Source organism: Segniliparus rugosus ATCC BAA-974 (assembly GCF_000185725.2).
Taxonomy (GTDB): domain Bacteria; phylum Actinomycetota; class Actinomycetes; order Mycobacteriales; family Mycobacteriaceae; genus Segniliparus; species Segniliparus rugosus.
In genome coordinates this window covers 1,682,875-1,702,908 of the sequence record NZ_KI391953.1, presented here as the reverse complement: position 1 = coordinate 1,702,908, position 20,034 = coordinate 1,682,875, and the positions used below count along the sequence as shown (strand labels likewise).

Genomic DNA, 20,034 nt, shown 5'->3' with positions numbered 1-20,034 from the left:
AAGTACGCTTGTACTGTGATTTGTCCGCGGGAGCCGATTCCAGCCGCTCGCGGCCGCCTCCGGCCCGACGTCCGCGCGAGCGCGCGCGGGCCGAGGGCAGAGCCGAGGAAGAGTGCGTGATATCACAAACCCGTTGGCTATTTGTGCGGACGCGCCTTGTCGATTTTGGCGATCTGGCGCGTGTAGAAATCGCTGACGACCGACGTCGTCGTCTCCACGGACACCGCCGAGGGGTCCAGATCGCGGGAACCGCCCATCACCAACGCCGCCGTGGTCCCGACCGAACCGTAAAAGCCGACCACCGCGCGGGTCTGCTGGAACCCGCCGAGGGTGAACGTCACGGTCTCCTTGAACCCTCGGGCCGCTGTCGCCGTCGTCTTCGGCGGCTCCTGCTTCTCCAAAGCGGCGTCCACGATCACCGCGCCGGAGGTCACCCGGATCTTCTTGCACGTGTCGATGTGCGAGTCGAAATCCTTCAGGGGATGCCCGCCTTTGCCCACCGCGTCCGCGAGCAGCATCTGCGGGCCCCAGATCGTGATGGCCGCCGAGTCCTCCGGGATCAGGTTCGACACGAACCACGTCAGCTCCGCCGTGCACGTCGGCGGGTCGATCTGCGCACCCCCGCCGAACATCCAGTCGCGGATCGTGGTGAGCGTGCCCAACGCGTCGTCGAGGGATTGCGGCTGGGGGTTGTAGCCTTCGGGCGAGTCCTCGGCGGTGAGGAGGAGGTCCTGCGCGCCCGGATCCGCCGAAGCCGACGGAATCGAGCAGGCCCCGGCGCCAACTGCCAGCGCAAACACCGCGAGCAGTAACCTTATAGTGACCATACTGTTATTGATCATAGCAAAGTCTGCATGCGCGTCCGACGTGATTTTCCGCGCTCGTCCTATTCTGATCTCGTGGCGAAAACATACGTCGGCCCCCGCTTGCGGCAGTTGCGCGTGGAGCGCGGGCTCTCGCAGGTCGCGTTGGCCGCCGATCTCGCCATCTCGCCGAGCTACCTCAACCAGATCGAGCACGACGTGCGCCCGATCACCATGCCCCTCCTCCTGCGTCTGTCCGAGAAACTCGGCGTGGACACGGAGTTCTTCACCGCGCAGGAGGAGGCACGGCTCGTCGCGGAGATCCGCGAGGTCGCGATGGACACCGGGGTCGACATCGACACGAGCCCCGAGTCCGTCGCCGAAGTGGTCTCGGCCCACCCCAAATTCGCGCGGGCCATGCTCCAGCTGTACCACCGCTACCGGGAACTCGCCGACCAAGTCGCAGCCCTCGGGGAGCATCGGGCCGGGGAGCCGCTGCCCGCGATAGCGAGCATGCCGCACGAAGAGGTGCAGCAATATTTCTACGAGCGGCAGAACTACCTGGACTCGCTCGACCGGGCCGCCGAGGATGTGACTCGTCGCATGCGCATGAACGGCGGCGAGCTGCACTCGGAGATCCCGACGCTGCTCCGGTCCTCGCACGGGGTGCGCATCGTGGAGCGGGTGGACCTGCCCGAGGGGGTCTCCCACCAGTACGACCCCGCCGCCCGCTCGCTGTCCATCGCCGCCCGGCTCGCGCCGGGACAGCGGGTCTTCAAACTCGCCACCGAGCTCGCCTTCCTCGAACACGGGGCCTTGATCGAAGAGCTGGTCGAGGAGGGCGACTTCTCCAGCGAGGATTCGGCCAGCCTGGCCCGCATGGCCCTCGCCAAGTACTACGCGGCGGCCATCGTGCTGCCCTACCGCCAGTTCTACGAGGTCGCCGAGGAGTTCCGCTACGACATCGAACGGCTCTCCGCCTATTTCGCCGTCTCCTACGAGACGATCTGCCACCGGCTCTCCACCCTGCAGCGGGCGAACTTGCGCGGCGTGCCGTTCTCCTTCGTCCGGGTGGACCGGGCGGGCAACATGTCCAAACGCCAGTCCGCGACCGGGTTCCATTTCTCCTCGTCCGGCGGCACGTGCCCGCTGTGGAACGTGTACGAGACCTTCGGCTCCCCCGGCAAGATCCTGGTCCAGCTGGCCCAGATGCCGGAGGGGCGCAGCTACCTCTGGGTGGCCCGGACGGTCGAACGCCGGGCGGCGCACTACGGACAGCCCGGCAAGACCTTCGGCATCGGCCTTGGCTGCGAGACCCGGCACGCGCACCGGCTCGTCTACGGCGACGGGCTCGACTTGTCGAACCGGGCGAACGCCACGCCAATCGGCACCGGCTGCCGGGTCTGCGAGCGGGAGAACTGCCCGCAACGCGCCTTCCCGCCGCTCGGCCGCAAGCTCGACCTCGACGAGCACCGCTCGACGGTGTCGCCCTACCTGGTCACACCGCGCTAGCGCCCGCTACGGCAACGACTCGGCCAGTGCTTCGAACGTCGTCTTGGGGCCGGTGAAGAACGGGGTCTCCTCCCGGACGTGCATCCGTGCCTCGGTCGCGCGCAGGTCGCGCATGAGGTCGAGGATGCGGTGCAGCTCGTCGGCCTCGAACGCGAGCACCCACTCGTAGTCGCCGAGGGCGAAGCTCGACACCGTGTTGGCGCGCACGTCCTGATACACCCTGGCCGCCTGGCCGTGCTCGGCGAGCATGGCGCGGCGCTCCTCGTCCGGCAGCAAATACCACTCGTAGGAGCGCACGAACGGGTAGACGCAGACGTAGCCCCGCGCGGGCTCGCCCTTCATGAACGCGGGCACGTGCGATTTGTTGAACTCCGCGGGCCGGTGGAGCGCAGCGGCGCTCCACACCGCCTCGCTCGCCCGCCCAAGGGCGGTCTTGCGCCGGAAGCCCTGGTACGCGGCCTGCAGCGATTCGATCCGCTCCGCGTGCGTCCACAGCAGGACATCCGCGTCCGCGCGCAGCCCGGACACGTCGTACACCCCGCGCAGCTCCACGCCCGCCTGCGCCTGCTCCTCGAAGAACTCGCGCGCCTCGGCCCCCACTTTCTCGCGGTTCTCGTCGAGCTCGCCGGGACGGATCCGGAAAGCGGAGAACATGAGGTAGCGGATCGTGGCGTTGAGCGCCGCGTAATCGAGTCGTTCGGCCATAGGGCTCATCCTACGCCGGGGCCGTTGTCATCCTTCGAGGACGTTTGCGATCTGCTCGGCGGCTGCGGCGGCGGTCGCGGCGCACGCGCCGAGCCCGACGCCGCGCAGGAAGTTCCCGGCGACCGCGAGGCCGCCCGCGCTGGCCGAGGCGATGGCCGCGACTTTTCTGCTGTGCCACGGCCCGTACTGCGGCAGTGCCTCCGGGTAGCGCTGCACCGTCCAGTCCGTCACTGCCAGACGTTTCCCGAAGATCCTGGTGAAATCGGAGGCCGCCCACGCCAGCAGCTGTTCGTCCGCCGTGAAGGACAGGTCGTCGCCGTACCTGCCGAACGAGACCCGCAACACAGGGGCCGAAAGGTGCGGCCACTTGTTCGCGGTGAGCGTGAGGGCTTTCGCCGCGAGGCCCTCGCCCGAGGCGACCAAGACGCCGGACGTGCCGTCCGGAACCTCTAAACGCTCGCAGCGCAGGGCGAGCACCACGGGCGAAGCGGTCGGGATCGACGCGGCGGCCCGCCCGGCCTCTTCGTCCACGCAGGCCAGCAGCGCGCCTGCCACGTGCGAGCCGACCGCGAGCACCACGGCGTCCGCCTCGCCGACCGGATCGACCGCGTAGCCGTTCGAGGTCCGTTCGAGCCGGGTGACTTCTTCGCCGAGGCGCAGATCGAGCGGCCCCGCGGCCTGCAACAACGCGTCGAGCAACAGGCCCAGTCCGCCGTCGAAGCTGCGGAACATCCCTCCGCTCGCGGCGCGCCGGGGAGCCGTCCCCGCCCCGCCGCTCGCCGTGCCCGCGCCGGAGCGCGCGGCGGCCACCGCCCGAGTCAGGCTCACATGCTTCGCGCCAGGACCGGCCTCCTCGTCCAGCTTGGCCGCGAGCGCCGGCAGGCCCGCGCGCACCCCGATGGTGAACGAGTCCCCCGCGTACACCCCGGATAAGAGCGGGTCGACGAGCCGGGCCCGCACGGCGGGGCCGTACACCGGCTCCACCAGCTCCGCGATGCTCATGTCCGTGCTCGTGTCCCAGTCCGCGGGCCGGTCCTCCCGTATCGCCGCCAGATCCTCCGGACCGAGCAGCGCGGTCTCGGTTTCCGGCGAAGGCAGGCCGAAGTACGTCCCGGTCGGGAGCGGGTGCGTTTCTCTGGCCGCGAAGACGCTCGGGCGGGCGGGGCCCGAAGACACGATGCGCCCCGCCAGGCCCAGCTCGTCCGCGAGCCGCAGGATGTCGGGGGAATTCGCCAGGAACGACTCCGCCCCGGCTTCGAACCGCGCGCCGCCCAGCTGCACGGGGCGCACGCTGCCGCCGATCCGGTCGGACGCGTCCGCCACGACGATCTGAGCCGTCTCGCCGAGACGTTTGCGCAGTTCGTACGCGGCGACCAGGCCAGTGAAGCCCGCGCCGACCACGACGACCCTCGTCACGGGGCGACCGGCTCGCTATGGACCAAGTCGACCACGGCGGTGAGCGCGCCGGGGTCCGTTTCCGGCAGCACCCCGTGGCCGAGGTTGAACACATGCCCCGGCGTTCCCTCGGCGAGCGCCGCGTCCGCGTCGGCCAGCACCCGCCGGGTCTCTGCCTCTAGCGCGGCGCGCGGGGCCAACAGCAGCGCGGGGTCCAGATTGCCTTGCAGCGCGAGGCCGGGGCCGACTGCCTTGGCCGCTTCGGGGAGCGGGGTGCGCCAGTCCGCCCCGATCGCCTGAGCCCCCGTGCCCGCCATGGCTCCGAGGAGGTGCCCGGTGTTCACGCCGAAGTGGACCCCAGGCACGCCGAACTGCGCGATCTCGGCGAACACCCGCCTCGTGTGCGGCAGGACATGGCGCTCGTAGTCGGCCAGGGTCAGCGCGCCCACCCAGGAGTCGAAAACTTGCACCGCGTCCGCACCTGCGGCGAGCTGCGCCGTGAGGAAGGAGATCGTGTGGTCGGCGAGCTTGTCGAGCAGGGCGGCGAACACGTCGGGGGCGCCGGTCATCAACGCCTTGGTCTTCTCGTGGTGCTTGCTCGGCCCGCCCTCCACGAGATAGGAGGCCAACGTGAACGGGGCTCCGGCGAAACCGATGAGCGGGGTCTGCCCCAGTTCGGCGATGAGCGAGCCGACCGCGCTCGCGACCGGTTCGAGCCCTTCCGGCGAAGGCGGCGGCAACGCGTCCACGTCGGCCCGCGCGCGCACCGGAGCGTCCAGCACCGGCCCCACGCCAGGCTTGATGGTCACCCCCACCCCCGCCGTCTTCAACGGGACGACGATGTCGGAGAACAAGATCGCGGCGTCCACGCCGTGCCTGCGCACCGGCTGCAGCGTGATCTCGCAGACCAGCTCCGGGTCCAGGCACGTCGCCAGCATGTCCCTTCCGGCGCGCAAAGCGCGGTACTCGGGGAGCGAGCGCCCCGCTTGGCGCATGAACCAAACCGGGCGCCTGCTCGGACGGTCCCCCGCGAGCGCCACCAAGAACGGCGAGCCGGGGAGCGCGCGCCTGGGCGCGGCGGAGCTTTGAGCGGAGGCAGCAGACATCACTGACTACCTTAGCGGTGCGCCTTCCCAGACTCCAGACCCAGGTCAACTACTGTGGGGCATCGTGAATGGACCGGCCAACGGCACCGAAGATCCACTGGTTTTCCGTGCTGCCTCGGAAGCGATGCGCGAAGCCAGGCATCGGCCTGAAATCTCGCTCGGGCCGATCCGCCCGCCCGGCAGGCTCGCCCCGTACAGCTACGCCCTCGGCGCGGAGATCAGCGGCGACCCGGACTCCCCGTCTTCCGTCGGCGAAGCGTTCGGCAGGCTCATCCTGTTGTACGACCCCGAAGGCGCGGAGGTCTGGCAGTCGGTCTTCCGCCTCGTCGCGTACGTCCAGGCCGAGCTCGACGACGAGATCGCGGGCGATCCCCTGCTCCCCGAGGTGGCGTGGAGCTGGCTCACCGAAGCCCTCGCCTCGGAGGACACCGAGCACGTCGCCCTCGGCGGCACGGTGACCTCGGTGGCTTCGATCCGGTACGGGGACATCGCGGGCCCGACTCGTTCTCATCAGCTCGAGCTGCGCGCCTCGTGGACCCCGGTGGGCGAGAACTTCGCGGCGAACGTCGAGGCGTTCTGCTCCGTGCTCGAAGCGGCCTCAGGACTGCCGCCGGTCGGCGTGGCGGAACTGCGTCCCGGGCAGCGTTGAATCGGCGCGGTCTACACTCAAAGCCCTGATGACGTCCCCCACCGAGCCGACCCGCGACACGGCCCGCCGCCGAGTGCGCGAGCGGCGGCGCCCAGAAGCCGCACGACAACCGCTCTCCGACGAGGCCGAGGAGAACGGCGCAGCGGGCGTTCCGATGCTCCTCTCCCCGCCCGAAGGAGTGCCAGCTGTGACCCGCTCCCCCGCCGACATCGCATCGGCGGCCCGTCGGCTCGCGGGCGGGCGCGGGCCGTTGGCGGTGGACGCCGAGCGCGCCTCCGGTTTCCGCTATTGGCCGAAGGCGTACCTGGTGCAGCTACGACGGCAAGGCTCGGGCACGGTGCTGCTCGACCCGATCGACCACCCGGAGGCGCTGGAGCCGCTGGCAGAGGCGATCAACGGCCTGGAATGGGTGCTGCACGCGGCGGACCAAGACCTGCCCTGTCTCGCCGAGCTGGGGCTGCGCCCGGCGAAGCTCTTCGACACCGAGCTGGGCGGGCGGATCGCGGGCTTCGAGCGAGTCGGGCTCGCGGCGCTGGTGGAAACCCTGCTCGGCGTGGGCCTCGCCAAAGGGCACGGCGCGGCGGACTGGTCCCAACGGCCGCTGCCGCCGGAGTGGCTGAACTACGCCGCCCTCGACGTCGAGCTGCTGCTCCCGATGCGAGAGGCCCTGCTCGAAGCGCTCGCCGAACAAGGCAAAACCGAATGGGCGCTGGAAGAGTTCGAATACGTCCGTATGCGCCCGCCGAACGCCCAGTCCCCCGACCGCTGGCGGCGGACCGGACGGATCCACGAGGCGAAGGGCCGCCGCGCCCTCGCGGTGGTCCGGGAGCTGTGGCTCGCCCGTGAAGACCTCGCCCGAGGACGCGACATCGCCCCCGGCCGGGTGCTGCCGGATTCCGCGATCATCGCCGCGGCGAACAACGCGGCGCTGATCGAGAGCCTCCGAGAGGACGCGAGGCTCGGAGCGGCTCCGTCGGCGCGCTCGGCCGCCCTGCTCACCGCGCTGCCGATCTTCTCCGGCCCGAACCAAGGCAAACTCGCCAACCAGTGGCTCGCGGCCGTCTCCCGCGCCGCGAACCTGCCCGAGGGCGAGCTGCCCCCCGTGCACCCGAAACCCGCCCCCGGCGAGGTCTCGGCGCGCAAAGGGCGCAACCCCCTCGAAGTCGCCTCGGCGAAAGCCGCGTTGGCCGTCCTCGCCGAGCAGCACAAAACCCCGCAGGAGAACCTGCTCTCCCCGGAGACCGTCCGTAGGCTCTGCGCTTGGTACGTGGAGGACGAAGGGCGCCTCGCCGCCCTCGCCCCCGCCGAGCTCGCGGGCGAGGTGGACGCGTTCTTGGCCGAGCACAACGCGCGGCGTTGGCAGCGCAACGCGACCGCCGAGGCGCTGGCGGCCGCGTTGCTCGCCGCGAAAGACGAGGCTCCTGACGAAACCGCCGAGTGAGCCGCTCCCTCAGGCGAGCGCCCGCGCTCGCCGCGCCGCCTCGTCGCGGCCGGCGATGAAACGCCGGACCCTGCGGACCGCGTAGACGGCGAAGAGCGCTGTCACGCCAGTCCCCGCGACATTGCTGACCAGCTGCGCGACATCCACGGAGCAAGTGAAAATGACGATCAGCACGACCACCGTCTGCGCGAGGCCGAACAACCCGCAGCCCAGGCTCACCCTGCGGTGCAGAGCCGCGTAATCCCGAACGTCCTCGGCGGGCCAGCCCCGTTCCGGCAGCGATCGGACGGCGAGGCCGGGACTGTACTTCGCCGTGAGCCCTTGGGTCAACGGCTTGCCGACGAGCGCGCTGACCAGTGCGAACAAACTGATCACCGCGCCCGACAAGATATTCGCCACCTGGGAGTAATGGGGATTGTGCGTGAAGAATGTGATGGTCGCGCCAGCGGCGTAGAACAGAATGATCGCAAGGACCAAGAAATCCTTCGTGCGGCCTCGGATCAGATCGAACACCCGGTGCGCCACCGCGAAGAGGACCGCCGCGCAAAGCGCCAAATAGGCCTCCACGCCGAGAGCTCGGAAGCCGAAGTACACCGCCAGCACCGGGAGCACTTGCAGGAGCATTTGAACGAGGAACGCTCGGAAGCTCTTCGGATGCGCTGAGCTCATGCATCGATATAGTAACGAACTCATAATGGATTGGCTTGCCAACGCTGCGGAACTCTGCCGACCCGCCGCTTTGCGCTCACCGAGAATACGGCGATATCCTGGGCGTTCGCTTCGCCCCGGCAACGGCAACGCGGCTGCCCCCTACTGTTGGCGCGTGCGGCCGACAGCCGCGAGGGAGGAGCATGCGATGGCCACGACCTTTCAAGAAAACCGGGACTGGGACACGGCTGCGGGGCACTCCCTCGTCCAGGCCGTCGCCCGGCGCGCGAGCGACCTCGCGAGCCATGCCGAGGCCATGCGGGGGAACCAAACCGTTCTGACCTGTTGGGCCGGACAAGGACGCGCGGCGGCCGAAGCCGTGTTCGGCCAGAACCAGGCGTACGCCGCCGCGGCCCAAAGCTCGGCGACCGCGCTCGCCTCGGCGCTCGGGCGAGTCGTGGACGGCAGATCCCAACTGAAAGCCGAGATCTCCAACATCATCGAGGACGGGGCGCAGCTGCGCTTCACCATCGCCGACGACGGGACGCTCAACGATTTCTACGGGCAAACCGGCCTGTGGACCGAGCTTCCCGAGGCGCAGAAGGCGCTGCACGCGAAGCTCAAGTCCGAGCTTCCCGCCCGTATCGCCCAAGCGGTCGCGACCGGCGACGCGTTGGACGCCGCCGCCTCCGCAGCGCTCGCCCGCGCGGCGGAGCTAGGGGCGCTGGCCCCGCTGGGCTCCGCACAGACCCGAGCCGAGGATCTGGGCGACGGCGTCGTCATCACCTCCGACCAGGGCCAAGGCATGATCCACATCGACACCGGCGACGGGGACTCCACGATCGACGTCGCCCAGGACGAGCGCGGCTGGGTCACCATCACAGTCAACGGCGAGTCCCACCGGCTCGCCGGGCGCCAGGCGAAGAACATCGAGATCGACTCCGGCAAGGGGAACGACAAGATCACCGTCTCGCCCGGCGTCACCGTGCGGCTGCGGCTCGTCGACGCGGGCGGGAACAACACGATCCGCGAAGAAGCCGCCTCGGGCGCGTACATCCAGACCGGAGACGGCGACAACACCGTCGTGCTCGGCGGCGGCCACAACTACGTCTACCTCGGCGCGGGGAGGAACCACGTGACCGGGACGAAAGGGGCCGACTACATCAACGGCGGGACGGGCACGAGCACCATCGACACGGGCTCGGGGCCGAATACCCTCTACGGCGGAACCGGGACCAACGTCATCAACACCGGGGCCGGGGCGAACACCGTTTACACCGGCAGCGGCGACGTCACCGTGAACACCCACGGCGGGCAGGACACGATCTACGCCCAGTCGGGCAGCCACGTCAACGCCGCCGGGGCGGGAGCCTCCCCCACCGTGGTCACCGTGGCGACGACGAACATCCCCGATTCGATCACCGTCTCAGGGACGCCCGAGTTCCGCGAGCGCGTGTTGGCGGATCTGTGGCTCTTGGCCTCTTCGCCAGCGGGCCAGCACATGCTGGAGGGCATCGGCAACAGCGGGCACACCCTGGACATCAGCAACGGGGAGAGCTGGAACAGCGCGGATCACGGCAAGCCGGTGCGCAATAACTCCTTCACTTGGATGTCCGACGAGAACGGCGACCCGCTGGCGAGAGACCCGAAAACCGAGTTCGCCGACCCCAAGACCGGCGCGCACGGCCAGGGCCACAACGCGATCATCGCGTTCGACCCGACGCTCACCACGCTCAGCGACCCCGCGCAAGGGACGACTCGGGACTACCACGAGACACCGCCGACGGTCGTGCTCTTCCACGAGCTGGCGCACGCCTACGACTTCGCCAACGGCACGATGGCCCCCGGCTATTACGGCCCGAACGGGACGGACCGGATGGACGGCCAGCTGCTCAGCCCGACGTCGTATCTGCGCAACGCGGAGCGCGAGGCGGTGGGCCTTCCGTTCAACTGGGACGGCGAGAGCAGCACTCCGGAGACGCGAGTTCCGGACAGTGTGCATCCGTACGAGCTCACCGAGAACGGGCTGCGGGAGGAGATGGGGCTGCCCGACCGCGAGCATTATCTCGGCTAATCGCATTCGCGCCTTTTTCGGCTTGGCGTTCGATCAAGTCAGTGAAAAAGCATATGATTTTTCCTTGTGATGTGGGGCACTTTCTGGTAGAATCGAATGTATGAGCGGGACTGTGGGAGTCGCTGCGGTGGAATTGTTTCTCGACCTCCGGCCGGACGCGTGCGCGGATATGCGGGATGTGCATGCGGCGTTGCGGGAGTGCGAGCGTCTGGACGCGGTGCTGCTGGCCCGGAAGGCGGCGTTGGGGCGTCGTCCGGGGAGGCGAGGTCGATGCTGGTGTTCGCGGAGAATATGACGGAGCATTACCCGGAGCCTGAGGCCAAGTTCGCGAGGGGCGAGGTCACCGCGAAGACCGCTCGTTTTGTGGGGAGCCTGTTGGAGTCCGCTCCTGCGGGGTGGCGGGAGAAGCTGGACGCTGGGGGCACCTCCCGCGGCCCCCAGGGCCGTGGGGGAGGCTCGCCGAGCGCGCTCCACGTTGGCGTTTGTATTCCCGGTCCAAGATCCAGGGGTTGATCGAAGCCCAGTGCGTCCGCTGGGACTCGGAATGGACGAAAGAGCGGCGCGAGAAGGCGCACACGGAGCGGGGGTTGTTCTTCCAGCCGGTCGGGAACGGGATGGCGAAAATCTGGGGCGCCATGCCCCTGATGGAGGCCGCGTTGGTGAAAGACCGGCTCGACGCCGTCGCCAGAACCGTCTGCCCGCAGGATCCGAGAGCCATGTGGACCCGCAGGAGCAGACGCATTATCCGCGCTCGTCGGGAACGTTATCCGCGCTCGTCGGGAACAGGGAAGACAAGCTTCACTGCGAATGCGGACGCGACACTTGCAAAGCGGCGCAAAGGCCCGTGCCCCAGACCAGCCCATCACCCTGGTCGTGGTGGACCTCGCCGTCCTCGCGAACCTCTCCGACCTCCCCGCTTGGCTCGCCGGAGCACCCATCGACCCCGAACTCGCCCAGAAACTGGCGAAAGCGTCGAAAACCATCCGCTTCACCACCACACCGGACCAGTACAAGCCGACCACGGCCATCGAAGTCCACGTCAACACCAGAGACAAACACTGCCGATTCCCAGGGTGTTATCGAAAATCACGCACCGAACTCGACCACTCGCATCCGTTCGACCACGAGCATCCCAAATCGGGCGGACAGACAATCCCCGACGACACCATCACCTGGACATCCCCCACCGGCAAGGAACACGCCACCGACCCCGGCTAAGGCACCCCGCCGCGAGCACCGCGCACTGTGCTTACCCGGCGCTCCGGGCCTGCGCGCCTGCCCCACGACAAACAGCGAGACAACTCCCCCACTCGCCAGCGCCTGCGGGAAGTCCACCATCAAACCATCCGGCTGAACGACGATTCAGCGCAAAATAGGACGAACCACGTCCTCACCGGTATAGTCTCGGCGTGCCAGGGATCAAAATCTTCGCCACTAGCCTGCTCGTCCTGGCGCTCTCCTCAGCCCCAGCGTCCGCAGACCCATTGCCGGGCTGCGCGAACACTTTCAACGGGACCGACGCGGCGAGCTGCCAGCTGCGCTCCACCGACCCCGTCGGGCTTCGCTTCGAGAAACGAGTGACCGGCACAAGCGCCCAGATCCGAATCCTCGCCAAAGACGGCAGCACCGCGCAAACCATCACCGAACCGATTGACGGATACGCGGGCTCGGGCGTCGTGCTCCTGCAAGACCTCGACGGCGACGGACGCGACGACCTGCTCCTCTCGCTCACCACTGGCGGCGCGCACGGCAATCCCGACTGGGCGGTCTGGCGCGCGGCCGGGAACTCCACGCAATTCCAACGCGTCGAAGGCAAGCTTTTCGGGAGCGAATTCTGGTCGGCGGGAGACGGCTACACAGCGGCCTACGGAAGCGGCGGGGGCTGGGGCGTCAGCTTCTCGAAGATCGAGAACGGCGCGTTCGTCCAGGTCGCGAGCGTCGGAAGGCAGGCGACCGCCGGTGTGCCAGACCCCGGCTCCAAACCTTGCTCCTTGCAGAACTCCTCGAATCTGGACCGCTACGGCCTCACGAAACAAACGGCGGAGCAGAAGTTCTGCGCCCTCGCCCTGCCGCAACTGCGCGCCAGAGGCCTGAGCGACTACAGCGGCTAACTACGCTAGGCTTCTCCCGTGTTCGGGGTCAGACTCTTTCTCGCCAACTGTTGTTTCTTCGCGCTCGCAGTCGCGCCGGCCCAGGCCGATCCCCTGCCGGAATGCCCGAATGTGTTCAGTGACGCCGGGACGGCAGATTGCCAATTCACCTCGAAAGACCGCGCGGGGCTGCGCTTCGAGAAACGAATCGCGGACAAGACCGCCGAAATCCGCGTCATCGCCCCAGACGGCAGCACCGCGCAAACGCTCAGCGAACACACCAAAGGCCCCTTCGCATCTGGTGTCCTGCTCGTGCGAGACCTCGACGGGGACGGACGCGACGACCTGCTCCTCTCGCTCACCACGCCCAGTTCCCACTCCAATGTCTCTTGGGCGCTCTGGCGCGCGAGCGGCGGCACAACCCAGTTCACCAGGATCAAGCCGCCCGCAGTCAAGGTGTCCCCCTTCGTCGAGCCCTTCGGCGCTGCGTTCTGGCACGCGGGGGACGATCTCTTCGCCGCCTGGGGCGACGGGCCAACGCGCAGTTGGCTCACCCGGATCTTCCGGATCGAGAACGACCAGCTGGTGCCGATCTTGGCAGTCCAAAACGACGGCTTCTCCCCGAACGGCAGCACTGGCCCCTGCTTTCTTGAAGAGCAGTACGACCTCGCCCGCTACCATCTCACCCCGGACACCGCGCGCGACCGGTTCTGCGCCAGCACGCACGAGCACATGCCCGGCTCCCTCTAAACAGACCGGGTAGGATGCTCCCGTGTTCCGGGGTCAGGCTTTTTCTCGCCAGCTGCTGTTTCTTCGCGCTCTCCGTCGCACCGGCGCAGGCCGACCCCCTACCGCAGTGCGACTCAGACCATAAGCACACTGACGACTGCCAGATCCAGTCCGCCGACCCGGTCGGGCTCCGCTTCGAGAAACGCCGCAGCGGTGGCATCGCGGAAGTGCGCGTCCTCACGAAGGACGGCGCGCTGGCGCAAAACATCGAACAACCAGTGAACGCGCAGGAGCGCCTAACCGGTGTCCCTTCCGTGCAGGATCTCGACGGCGATGGGCGCGATGAACTGCTCATCTCAATCGAAAGCGGCGGCACACACGGCAATTCCGATTGGGCGATCTGGCGCGCCACTGGCGATTCGACGCGGTTCCAACGTGTCGACGGGGTGCTCTTCGGGGGCGAATTCTGGTCGGCGGGCGACGACCTCTTCGCGGTCTGGGGCAGCGGCCCGATGCGGAGCTGGCGCACCACGGTCTACCGGTTCGAAGGGAACCGGATCGCCGAGGTCGCGGCGGTCCAGGACGACGGCTTCACATCATTGGACAACCAGCACCACCCCTGCTACCTCCTCGAACAAGACGACCTCGCCCGCTACGGGCTCACCCCGGAGACTGCGCGCGACCGGTTCTGCGCCAGCACGCACAAGCATGTGCCCCACGCGATCTGAGCGAGTCAGCGGTACGATCACCGTGTGTTCGGGGTCAGGCTTTTTCTCGCCAACTGTTGTTTCTTCGCGCTCGCAGTCGCACCGGCGCAGGCCGATCCCCTGCCAGAATGCCCGAACACGTTCGACTCGCCGCCGAGGAGCAATGCCGAATGCCAGATCCAGTCCGGCGATCTACTCGGGCTCCGCTTCGAGAAACGAACCGTCGACGCGCGGCACGTCGAGGTCTTCGTGTTCGACCACAGCAGCACCGCCGCTGTGGTCCTCGATGAAAAGATCGACGGCTCTCCCGACTCGGGGGTCCTACTGCTGCGCGATCTCGACGGCGATGGGCTCGAAGACGTGCTCGTCTCCCTCCACGACACCGGCGCGCACGGGCTGAATTCCGACTGGGCGCTCTGGCGAGCCACCGGGGACCAACGCCTTTTTCAGCGCAGCGGCACGATCTACGGGAACACGTTCTGGTACGCCGGAGACGGATGGACCGCCGCATACGCGAGCGGCGGGGGCTGGGGCGTGTCCTTTTACCAGCTCGAAGACGGCCAGCTCTCCCCCGTCGCGGAGGTCGGCCGCTCCAACGGGGATTCCAACACGCCTCCGACGAGCTGCCACCTGCTCACCTTCCACGACCTCGCCCGTCACGGGCTCACTGCGGCAACCGCCGAGCAGAAATTCTGCGCGCTCGCCGAGCAGCAACCCCGCTAGCCCGCGATGGCGCTGTAGGCCGCGGCGAGGAGCGCGGGGTCCGGGGACTCCAGCCTGCCCGGCTTCGCGAGACCGTCGAGCACGACGAACCGGCGCACCCCGCCCCGGTTCTTCTTGTCGGTGCCCATGATCGCGTACAGCTCCTCGAACGCGTCCGCGTCGTAGGTGGTCGGCAGGCCCAACAGGTCCAGCACCCGCTTGTGCCGGTCGGCGGTCTCGTCGTCCAACCGGCCCGCGAGCCGTCCGAGCTCCGCCGCGTACACGAGGCCGACCGAGATCGCCGCGCCGTGGCGCCACTGGTAGTTCTCCCGGCGCTCGATGGCGTGGCCGAGGGTGTGCCCGTAGTTGAGGATTTCGCGCTCCCAGCTCTCCTTGAAGTCGGCCGCCACCACGTTCGCCTTCATCTGGATCGCGCGGACGACGAGCTCTTCGAACTCCGAGGTGGCGGGGTCGAGCGCCTTGTCCGGATCGGCCTCGAAGATGTCGAGGATCTTCGGGTCCGCGATGAACCCGGCCTTGACGACCTCCGCCATCCCGCAGATCAGCTCGTTGCGGCTCAGCGTCGCGAGCGTGTCGAGGTCGACCACCACGGCGCTCGGGTTGTGGAACACGCCGACCAGGTTCTTGCCCGCGTCGGTGTTGATGCCCGTCTTCCCGCCCACAGCGGCGTCCACCATGGCCTGCACGCTGGTCGGGACCTGGATCACTTTGACGCCGCGCATCCATGTGCCTGCGACGAACCCGGCGAGGTCTCCCGCCGCCCCGCCGCCGTAGCCGATCACCACGTCCGAGCGGGTGAGCCCGATTTGGCCGAACACGTCCCAGCAATACCCGGCGACCGCAAGCGATTTGCCCGACTCGGCGTCCGGCAGCTCCAACCGGTGCGCTTCTTGCCCTTGGGCTTCCAACGCTTTGCGCAGCTCCTCGGCGGTCCCGGCGAGCGAGGGCTGATGGATCAGCGCGACTGTCCCGGCGGATTTCGCCGCCGCGAGGATCTCCGGGGTCAAACCCCGCCCGACGTGGGCCGCGTATGGCTCCGCGCCGCCGACTTCGATCACTGTGTGGCTTGCGTCCGTGTGGCTCATGCTTGCTCCTGCGTTGGGTTCTGTTCTGCCTCTGTCTCCGCGACGGCCGCCGTCCCCTTCGCGGTCAGCCTGCGCTCGAGCTCTCGGACGATGCTGGACGTTGGACGGCCCTCGGCGCGCACCCGCAAAGTCGCCAGGCTCCGGTAGATCGGCGTGCGTTCGGACAGAAGCTGGCGGTAGCGCTCGTCCGGGTTCTCGCCCGCGAGGATGGGCCGGTGCGTCCGCCTGCTCGTGCGGCGCACCCCCTCCGCCGCGCTGATCTGCAGCCAGACCACAGTGTGCCCGCGCAGCGCCTCTTGCGTTCTTTCCGAGAGCACCGCGCCGCCGCCGAGCGAGAGAATGCCCTCATGCTCGGCCAGCGCGGCGGCGACGACTTCCTCCTCCAAGGCGCGGAAAGCCGGTTCGCCCTCGGTCGCGAAGATCTCGGTGATCGTCTTGCCCGCTTGCCGCTCGATCTCCGCGTCGGTGTCCAGGACTTTGACGCCGAGCGCGCGCGAGAGCCTGCGCCCGATGACCGACTTGCCGCAGCCGGGGGCTCCGATCAGCACTGCGCGAGGTGGCATGGGGTCTTCCGTCTTCATGAAGCGGAGGCTTCGTGGCGAAGCCTCTCGTTGATTTCTCGAAGATACCCCTCGGTGTTGCGTTTCGTCTCTTGCAGGCTGTCGCCGCCGAATTTCGCCAGCGTGACGCGGGCGAGCACGAGCGCCACCATCGCCTCGGCGACCACACCGGCGGCGGGGACGGCGCACACGTCGGAACGTTGGTGGATCGCGGTCGCGGCCTCGCCCGTCGCCATGTCCACCGTGCGCAACGCCTTGGGCACTGTCGAAATCGGCTTCATCGCCGCGCGGACCCGGACCGGCTCGCCGTTGGTCATCCCGCCTTCGAGGCCGCCCGCGCGGTTGCTCGCCCGGACGACCGTGCCGTCCTGGCCGAAGATCTCGTCATGCGCCTGGCTGCCGCGCCTGCGCGCGGTTTCGAAGCCATCGCCGACCTCGACGCCCTTGATCGCCTGGATGCCCATGAGGGCGGCGGCGAGCTGCGAGTCCAGCCGGTCTTCACCGCTGACGAACGACCCAACGCCGATCGGCAGTCCGTGCGCGACCACTTCGACCACGCCGCCGAGCGTGTCGCCGTCCTTCTTCGCGGCCTCGATCTCCGCGATCATCGAAGCCTCCGCCGCCGCGTCGTGCGTGCGGACCGGGCTCGCGTCGATCTTCTCCAGCAGCGCCGCCGTCGGCGGCTCGCCCGCGTAGGGCTCGCTCGCGCCGATGGAGACGACGTGCGAGAGGACTTCGACCCCGAACGCCTGGCGCAGGAACGCTTTCGCCACAGCCCCCGCCGCGACGCGGGCTGCGGTCTCGCGAGCGCTCGCGCGTTCGAGCACCGGCCGGACGTCGTCGAAGCCGTATTTCAGCATCCCGGCGAAATCCGCGTGTCCGGGTCGCGGGCGGGTGAGCGCCCCGCCCCTGGCGCTCTGGCGCACTGCTTCGAGGTCCACCGGATCCGGAGCCATGACCTGCTCCCATTTCGGCCATTCGGTGTTGCCGATCTCCACCGCGATCGGCCCGCCGAGCGTGACGCCGTGGCGGACTCCGGCGAGCAGGGTCACCTCGTCTTTCTCGAAGCTCATCCGCGCGCCCCGCCCGTAGCCGAGGCGGCGCCGGGCGAGCTGCTCGCCCACGTCCTGCGAGGTGACGGCGACGCCCGCGACCATCCCTTCGAGCAGGGCGATCAAAGCCCGACCGTGTGACTCGCCTGCAGTCGTCCATCGCAACACGCCGCCCATTCTCTCATCCGGCGCAAACGCGGAAGGAGGATGCTCCACAAATCCATCAGACGAACCGGCGCTCTGTCACACCGAGCACAGGGCGAGCACCGCGTACGCCGCCAGGCACATCGAAGCCCCGTGCGCCACGCCGACGGGCGGCGCCCTCCTGCGCCAGAGCAGCACGGCTATCGCGGCGACACCGCTGATCAGCGATGACAGCAAGGCGACGAGCAGCACGGCGGCCGGCTGCACCGCCGCGCACAACGCGCCGAGCCCGAACGCGAGTTTCACATCGCCCGCCCCCATCGACTTCGGCGAGACGAAGTGGATCACAGCGTACAACCCCGCGAAACACAGCGCGCCGAGAAAGGCGGGCCCGCCCCTGCCGACGAAAGCCGAGGCGGCCAACACGACCGCCGCCCCCGGGAGGGTGAGCACGTTCGGCAAGAGCCGGACAGAGCAGTCGGCGAGAGCGAGACAGACCAGCCACCAGACCACGACCGCGCCCGCCGCGCAGCCCTGCCCCAACGCTGGGAGCGGCGCGAAGCCCAGCGCGCACCCCGCCGCGCACCATCGGCGCGGAACTGCGGGGCCAAGCCAGCCCGATCCGGTCCAACCGGCGAAAAATCCGCAGCAGACCGCCATGACGACCTCCATCGCGAGCAAAGCCATAGCACTGATTTTCTGCTCCCCGCGCCCTCGCCCTCGTCGGTTTTCGGCATTTGTGGAATTCGTCCGAGCGCCTGTGGATAGTGTTACTTTTTGACATAAATGACCCACCGTCTACCCATGGCATAACAGCGTCTTGCTACTATGGGGCGCAACACAGACCGGAAGGCGGAGCGCGATATGACACAGGACCTCGCCCAGCAGAGCAAGAACATCGGCGCGGGCCGCCATCCGTACGACTACTACTGGCGGGCGGGGGACGAGCTTCGCCCCGCCCCGCCCCGGCTGCGATTCCTCGACCACTGGACGTACGCCCGGCGCAACCAGCTCGTGCCGTGGATCGACTTCCAGGAAAGGCCGAGGGAGACGCCCCTGGTCACGCTGCTCCTCGACCATCACTGGCAGGGGGACGAGCGCATGGACGCGGTGGTCGCCCGGTTCCGCGAGACCGGCATGGCCCAAGGCCGCAAACTCCTCGAGCAGGCGTTGGAGCGCGGGATCGGATCGCTGGACGACCCGCCCCAGGAGCTCGTGGCCCTCTTCGAGGAGCTGGACAACCCGCCGCCCTGGCACGACCCGGCCGAGGTGGAGCGCGGCAGGCAGCTGTGGCTGGACACCTCCCTGGTCGGGAAGCTCGGCATGGCGATAGGCGACGTCTTCGGCACGTTCGTCGGCGACGAGGTCGCCTACGCGACCGGCGCGACCGGGCGGTTCATGACCGATTTCGGCCGACGCGGGCTGGAGACGAACACGTGGTTCCTCCATATCACCGCCAAAGGCGGGCTCGCCCGCTCCGGGATCGGGTTCAAAGACACCGTGCGCCTGCGGCTCATGCACGCCCAGGTCCGCGCCGGGCTGCGCCGGTCCTGGGGCGACGAGCTGGAGGCCCCCGCCTCGGAGAACACGGCTGAGCGCCCCCACGCGGGGTTCGCCCGGCACGGCAACCCCATCTCCGCCGCCATGGTCATGATCGCCGCGACCACCTTCGGCCTCCAGTCGCTGCTGATCGACCGGCAGCACGGGCGCAAGCGCACCTGGGCGGACCTGGACGCCACCATGGCCTACTGGTCGTACATCGCCCATCTGCTCGGCGTCCCCGACGAGATCATCCCTCGCAACGCCGCGCAGGGCATCGAGATCATGGATTACGGCGTTGCCCACGCGGGCGGCCCCTCGGAATGGACCGACGTCCAGATCGGAGCCGCCGTGAACGGCTCGGGCTGGCGGGGGCGCGTCAAACGAGCGCTCGTCACCCCGTTCCTCGGCGTCATGGCCTACTACGGCGGCCCGGACATCGTCCGCGCCATGGTGCGCGGCACGGATATGCGCGCCGCCCGTTTCGAGCCCTGGATCCTCCCGTACCGGGTCTTCGCCCACGCGGACGTCGGGCTGCGCCGGGCTCTGGACCGGCTCCCTGGGGCCGCGCGGCGGGCGGCCGCCCGCGAAGACGACCCGTTCTGGCGGCTCGCCGTCCTGGTCGGCAAGGCCTTCGCCCGGCTCGAAGGGGTCCGAGTCGCCTCGTACGACCACCACAACGCCACGGCGGGCATCGCGCTGGGGGAGGCTGTCCCCGGCGTCGGGCGATGCCCGATGGGCCGCTGATGCCGCGCTTCCGGCTCCGTCGGCCCGAGCCAGCGCCTGCCGCCAGTTCCGAGGGGCGCTTCGAGGTGGAGCTGCGCCGGTCCGGCCGCACGGTCGCCGTGCCGCCCGGAGTCACCGTGCTCGACGCGATCCGCGCCCGAGGCGTCGAGATCGAGTCGATGTGCCGCAGCGGGATCTGCGGCTCCTGCCAAACCAGGGTGCTCGCGGGCCGGGTCGAGCACCGCGACGGCTTCCTCACCGAGGAGGAGCGCGAGCGCTTCATGACGCCGTGCGTCTCGCGGGCGCCAGCGGGCGAGCGGATCGTCCTCGACCTTTAAGGTGGACA

General features: G+C 68.9%; 20 protein-coding genes and 1 pseudogene. 12 read left to right on the top strand and 9 right to left on the bottom strand.

The annotated features are described in order from the left end of the window. Positions 1–137: 137 nt before the first annotated feature. Positions 138–800: a hypothetical protein gene (locus HMPREF9336_RS08410; RefSeq protein ID WP_244431614.1), complete on the bottom strand. Its 663-nt coding sequence runs from the start codon at positions 798–800 to the stop codon at positions 138–140. A gap of 99 nt (positions 801–899) precedes the next feature. On the opposite strand from HMPREF9336_RS08410, the gene ramB reads away from it, so the two are divergent. Continuing rightward, positions 900–2,315, top strand: a complete 1,416-nt coding sequence (ramB, locus tag HMPREF9336_RS08405; protein ID WP_040584716.1) for an acetate metabolism transcriptional regulator RamB — start codon at positions 900–902, stop codon at positions 2,313–2,315. 6 nt (positions 2,316–2,321) lie between these two features. On the opposite strand, the gene hemQ is transcribed toward ramB, so the two are convergent. Genes hemQ through hemE form a run of 3 tightly spaced genes read right to left on the bottom strand, consistent with a single transcriptional unit; the run spans position 2,322 to position 5,521 of the window. Further along, positions 2,322–3,020, bottom strand: a complete 699-nt coding sequence (gene hemQ, locus HMPREF9336_RS08400; RefSeq protein ID WP_007470867.1) for a hydrogen peroxide-dependent heme synthase — start codon at positions 3,018–3,020, stop codon at positions 2,322–2,324. A 27-nt stretch (positions 3,021–3,047) separates the two neighbouring features. Continuing rightward, the gene (hemG, locus tag HMPREF9336_RS08395; protein WP_040584714.1) at positions 3,048–4,436 is read right to left on the bottom strand and encodes a protoporphyrinogen oxidase; all 1,389 of its coding nucleotides are present in this window, start codon (positions 4,434–4,436) and stop codon (positions 3,048–3,050) included. Further along, positions 4,433–5,521, bottom strand: a complete 1,089-nt coding sequence (gene hemE / locus HMPREF9336_RS08390) for a uroporphyrinogen decarboxylase (protein WP_021030362.1) — start codon at positions 5,519–5,521, stop codon at positions 4,433–4,435. The genes hemG and hemE overlap by 4 nt, the downstream gene beginning before the upstream one ends. A gap of 64 nt (positions 5,522–5,585) precedes the next feature. On the opposite strand from hemE, the gene HMPREF9336_RS08385 reads away from it, so the two are divergent. Both HMPREF9336_RS08385 and HMPREF9336_RS08380 read left to right on the top strand, forming a co-directional pair. Beyond that, positions 5,586–6,170 (top strand): DUF3000 domain-containing protein, encoded by a 585-nt coding sequence (locus tag HMPREF9336_RS08385; protein WP_007470861.1) that lies wholly within the window; start codon positions 5,586–5,588, stop codon positions 6,168–6,170. Between the two features lie 28 nt (positions 6,171–6,198). Then, positions 6,199–7,611, top strand: coding sequence for an HRDC domain-containing protein (locus tag HMPREF9336_RS08380; protein WP_007470859.1), 1,413 nt, complete (start codon positions 6,199–6,201; stop codon positions 7,609–7,611). Between the two features lie 9 nt (positions 7,612–7,620). Here the strand turns inward: HMPREF9336_RS08380 and HMPREF9336_RS08375 are convergent, their stop codons facing one another. Further along, entirely contained in the window at positions 7,621–8,280 is a 660-nt protein-coding gene (locus HMPREF9336_RS08375) for a VC0807 family protein (RefSeq protein WP_007470857.1), read from the bottom strand. Positions 8,281–8,467: 187 nt separating this feature from the next. Between HMPREF9336_RS08375 and HMPREF9336_RS08370 the strand changes: the two genes are divergently transcribed. The 7 genes and pseudogenes from HMPREF9336_RS08370 (at position 8,468) to HMPREF9336_RS08340 (ending at position 14,582) form a co-directional block, all read left to right on the top strand. Continuing rightward, positions 8,468–10,333 (top strand): M91 family zinc metallopeptidase, encoded by a 1,866-nt coding sequence (locus tag HMPREF9336_RS08370; protein WP_007470856.1) that lies wholly within the window; start codon positions 8,468–8,470, stop codon positions 10,331–10,333. 395 nt (positions 10,334–10,728) lie between these two features. Continuing rightward, positions 10,729–11,004, top strand: a pseudogene (locus HMPREF9336_RS19320) (hypothetical protein); the annotation flags it as partial. Positions 11,005–11,140: 136 nt separating this feature from the next. Next, on the top strand, positions 11,141–11,551 hold the full coding sequence (locus HMPREF9336_RS19315; RefSeq protein WP_007470855.1) for a hypothetical protein: 411 nt from the start codon (positions 11,141–11,143) through the stop codon (positions 11,549–11,551). 191 nt (positions 11,552–11,742) lie between these two features. Then, positions 11,743–12,444, top strand: a complete 702-nt coding sequence (locus tag HMPREF9336_RS17480) for a hypothetical protein (protein WP_007470854.1) — start codon at positions 11,743–11,745, stop codon at positions 12,442–12,444. Between the two features lie 18 nt (positions 12,445–12,462). Beyond that, on the top strand, positions 12,463–13,173 hold the full coding sequence (locus HMPREF9336_RS08350; protein ID WP_007470853.1) for a hypothetical protein: 711 nt from the start codon (positions 12,463–12,465) through the stop codon (positions 13,171–13,173). A 14-nt stretch (positions 13,174–13,187) separates the two neighbouring features. After that, on the top strand, positions 13,188–13,880 hold the full coding sequence (locus HMPREF9336_RS08345; protein WP_007470852.1) for a hypothetical protein: 693 nt from the start codon (positions 13,188–13,190) through the stop codon (positions 13,878–13,880). Positions 13,881–13,904: 24 nt separating this feature from the next. Further along, positions 13,905–14,582, top strand: coding sequence for a hypothetical protein (locus HMPREF9336_RS08340; protein ID WP_021030357.1), 678 nt, complete (start codon positions 13,905–13,907; stop codon positions 14,580–14,582). Here HMPREF9336_RS08340 and aroB read toward each other — a convergent pair. From aroB to HMPREF9336_RS08320, 4 genes are all read right to left on the bottom strand, one after another. Then, positions 14,579–15,667, bottom strand: a complete 1,089-nt coding sequence (gene aroB, locus HMPREF9336_RS08335) for a 3-dehydroquinate synthase (RefSeq protein ID WP_007470850.1) — start codon at positions 15,665–15,667, stop codon at positions 14,579–14,581. The genes HMPREF9336_RS08340 and aroB overlap by 4 nt on opposite strands. Continuing rightward, positions 15,664–16,230 (bottom strand): shikimate kinase, encoded by a 567-nt coding sequence (locus tag HMPREF9336_RS08330; RefSeq protein WP_007470848.1) that lies wholly within the window; start codon positions 16,228–16,230, stop codon positions 15,664–15,666. The genes aroB and HMPREF9336_RS08330 overlap by 4 nt, the downstream gene beginning before the upstream one ends. Positions 16,231–16,244: 14 nt before the next feature. Next, complete coding sequence (gene aroC / locus HMPREF9336_RS08325; RefSeq protein ID WP_007470846.1) at positions 16,245–17,456, bottom strand: chorismate synthase; 1,212 nt, start codon at positions 17,454–17,456, stop codon at positions 16,245–16,247. Between the two features lie 66 nt (positions 17,457–17,522). Beyond that, a complete protein-coding gene (locus tag HMPREF9336_RS08320; RefSeq protein WP_007470844.1) occupies positions 17,523–18,110 on the bottom strand; it encodes a prepilin peptidase in 588 nt (195 codons plus the stop codon). 177 nt (positions 18,111–18,287) lie between these two features. On the opposite strand from HMPREF9336_RS08320, the gene HMPREF9336_RS08315 reads away from it, so the two are divergent. After that, positions 18,288–19,709 (top strand): oxygenase MpaB family protein, encoded by a 1,422-nt coding sequence (locus HMPREF9336_RS08315; protein ID WP_007470842.1) that lies wholly within the window; start codon positions 18,288–18,290, stop codon positions 19,707–19,709. Further along, complete coding sequence (locus HMPREF9336_RS08310) at positions 19,709–20,026, top strand: 2Fe-2S iron-sulfur cluster-binding protein (protein ID WP_021030354.1); 318 nt, start codon at positions 19,709–19,711, stop codon at positions 20,024–20,026. Before HMPREF9336_RS08315 ends, HMPREF9336_RS08310 begins: the two co-directional genes overlap by 1 nt. Positions 20,027–20,034: the final 8 nt, after the last annotated feature.

What these genes read in the sequence shown, in the direction of transcription:
- hemQ (WP_007470867.1), bottom strand. Translation starts at nt 3,020, where the DNA reads ATGGCCGAACGACTCGATTACGCGGCGCTCAACGCCACGATCCGCTAC.
- hemE (WP_021030362.1), bottom strand. Translation starts at nt 5,521, where the DNA reads ATGTCTGCTGCCTCCGCTCAAAGCTCCGCCGCGCCCAGGCGCGCGCTC.
- HMPREF9336_RS08380 (WP_007470859.1), top strand. Translation starts at nt 6,199, where the DNA reads ATGACGTCCCCCACCGAGCCGACCCGCGACACGGCCCGCCGCCGAGTG.
- HMPREF9336_RS08375 (WP_007470857.1), bottom strand. Translation starts at nt 8,280, where the DNA reads ATGAGCTCAGCGCATCCGAAGAGCTTCCGAGCGTTCCTCGTTCAAATG.
- HMPREF9336_RS08370 (WP_007470856.1), top strand. Translation starts at nt 8,468, where the DNA reads ATGGCCACGACCTTTCAAGAAAACCGGGACTGGGACACGGCTGCGGGG.
- HMPREF9336_RS19315 (WP_007470855.1), top strand. Translation starts at nt 11,141, where the DNA reads ATGCGGACGCGACACTTGCAAAGCGGCGCAAAGGCCCGTGCCCCAGAC.
- HMPREF9336_RS08345 (WP_007470852.1), top strand. Translation starts at nt 13,188, where the DNA reads ATGCTCCCGTGTTCCGGGGTCAGGCTTTTTCTCGCCAGCTGCTGTTTC.
- aroB (WP_007470850.1), bottom strand. Translation starts at nt 15,667, where the DNA reads ATGAGCCACACGGACGCAAGCCACACAGTGATCGAAGTCGGCGGCGCG.
- HMPREF9336_RS08330 (WP_007470848.1), bottom strand. Translation starts at nt 16,230, where the DNA reads ATGCCACCTCGCGCAGTGCTGATCGGAGCCCCCGGCTGCGGCAAGTCG.
- aroC (WP_007470846.1), bottom strand. Translation starts at nt 17,456, where the DNA reads ATGGGCGGCGTGTTGCGATGGACGACTGCAGGCGAGTCACACGGTCGG.
- HMPREF9336_RS08320 (WP_007470844.1), bottom strand. Translation starts at nt 18,110, where the DNA reads ATGGCTTTGCTCGCGATGGAGGTCGTCATGGCGGTCTGCTGCGGATTT.
- HMPREF9336_RS08315 (WP_007470842.1), top strand. Translation starts at nt 18,288, where the DNA reads ATGACACAGGACCTCGCCCAGCAGAGCAAGAACATCGGCGCGGGCCGC.
- HMPREF9336_RS08310 (WP_021030354.1), top strand. Translation starts at nt 19,709, where the DNA reads ATGCCGCGCTTCCGGCTCCGTCGGCCCGAGCCAGCGCCTGCCGCCAGT.